Source organism: Lentilactobacillus hilgardii DSM 20176 = ATCC 8290 (genome assembly GCF_000159315.1).
In the GTDB taxonomy this organism is placed as follows: domain Bacteria; phylum Bacillota; class Bacilli; order Lactobacillales; family Lactobacillaceae; genus Lentilactobacillus; species Lentilactobacillus hilgardii.
Genome location: NZ_GG669992.1, coordinates 365,537 through 367,346 on the forward strand (window position 1 = coordinate 365,537; position 1,810 = coordinate 367,346).

The 1,810-nt window shown below is 36.4% G+C and carries 1 protein-coding gene; it reads left to right on the top strand.

Annotated features, from left to right (window positions below; translation table 11 throughout):
• Positions 1–279 precede the first annotated feature (279 nt).
• Entirely contained in the window at positions 280–1,215 is a 936-nt protein-coding gene (locus tag HMPREF0519_RS01750) for an alpha/beta hydrolase (protein WP_003634113.1), read from the top strand.
• The last annotated feature ends 595 nt before the right edge of the window (positions 1,216–1,810 follow it).

The following is a 1,810-nucleotide window of genomic DNA, read 5'->3' on the forward strand; positions in this document are numbered from 1 at the left end:
ATAAATGATTGTTAGTTGATTAATACTTATTGTACTTTCTTAAAATTATCTCATAAATGATATGGGTTATGATGACTAAAAATGAAATTAGAAATATTTCTTTGATAAGCTATTCCGTCATGTCGCGCGAGTAACTTGTTGAAGGAATTTTTTCTTTTTTAAAGTTAAGCAAAACAAGGTTGATTATTTCGGAAAGTTGTTATAATAAGTAACTATTAATTCCAAATTGGTTTTTGTTCAAGATGAGAACCAATGTACTTAAGAGGTTATAATTTATTCATGAAAAGATCAATTGTTAGACCATTGTTAATTCCATTAACGGCAGTTACTGCCGGTAGTTTCTTACTCAGTTATCATTTGTTTAAGTTTGCGTTTGAGCGTGTTGATCACGTTCCACCAACTTCCAAGGAGAAACAAAAGTACGCTGATGCTTATTACGACTACGTTGATTGGATGAAAAATGTGCCTTCAAAAACCTGGATACTAAATGCAAATTCACCGGAGAACAAGGTGGTGGCCAGTTTTATTCCTGCGGACAAACCGTCAAAAAAAACGGTTATCATTGCTCACGGCTATAAAGGGAATCGTGAAACAATGGCAAACTATGTCAAAATGTTTCATGAAATGGGATTTAACGCATTGGTTCCGGATGATCGCGGTCATGGTGAAAGTTCCGGAGAATATATTAATTTCGGCTGGCTGGATCGATTAGATTACTTGCGGTGGATTAAACGTGTCATTGGTTATGTTGGTGAAGATAGTCGCATATTGCTCTTTGGTGTTAGCATGGGTGGTGCAACGGTAGAAATGATTTCTGGTGAGAACATACCCTCACAAGTAAAAGCACTAATTGCCGATTGTGGCTATTCCAGTATCCGAGAAGAACTAACCTATTTGTTAAAGCAACAGTTCCATTTACCTGAATACCCGGTTGAACCGTTGGTAAGCCGGATTAATCATCATGTTCTTGGCTTTTCATTAGACAAAGTATCGTCAACGCATCAACTTGCTAAAAATAAATTACCTATTTTGTTTATTCACGGTGGTCGTGATACGTATGTACCTGTAGGAATGGCTTATGAAAATTATCAGGCAACTAAAGCGCCGAAGCAATTATGGATCGTTAAGAACGCGACCCACGCAGAGAGCTTTTGGTACAATCCGGAAGCTTATAAAGATCGTGTGATGACATTTTTGAGGACGTATTTTAGATGATTTAAATCGGCTAACTAGATAATTTAAGATTAGGTTCAGTTAGAAGTGACAAAAGTCGGCTTCTGACTGGATCTTTTTCATTGTAATCAGGAATAAAGTCTGAGGCAATAATAATTTTATTCAGTCCTTTTTTGTATCTTTACGGTTATTACCAAGCAAAAATGTGAAAAAAAGCAACTTCCTGCCATGCAACCGGATTATCCCCAATTGTGCTTTGGAAGTTAACTGTTTTTTCTCTTTTTTTAAAACAAATTTGCTATAGTTTTCAATGCACTAAAGAATATGGCAACAGCATACGAAGCAATGGCACTAAACGACATCCATACTCATCTCCATCCTATTTGGGTACTATTAAAATAACTTCGAACCAATATCATATTACCTTGATTTTAGGGCCTTGTGAATGTGATAAATAATACAAACGAATTACTTTGATGCATAATTGTCATGTTGTATATTGAGTGTGGAAGGTCTGAGGAGGCTTTGAATATGAAAAAAATTGCAACTTTTGTAACGGCACTTTCGTTGGCACTACCATTCGCATTTGCAGCCGCACCACTTGCTGCTAATGCCTCGGTAACATCGTCTCAAACAG

Bases quoted from the DNA above. Each gene is read 5' to 3' on its own strand.
- HMPREF0519_RS01750 (WP_003634113.1), top strand. From the start codon at position 280: ATGAAAAGATCAATTGTTAGACCATTGTTAATTCCATTAACGGCAGTT.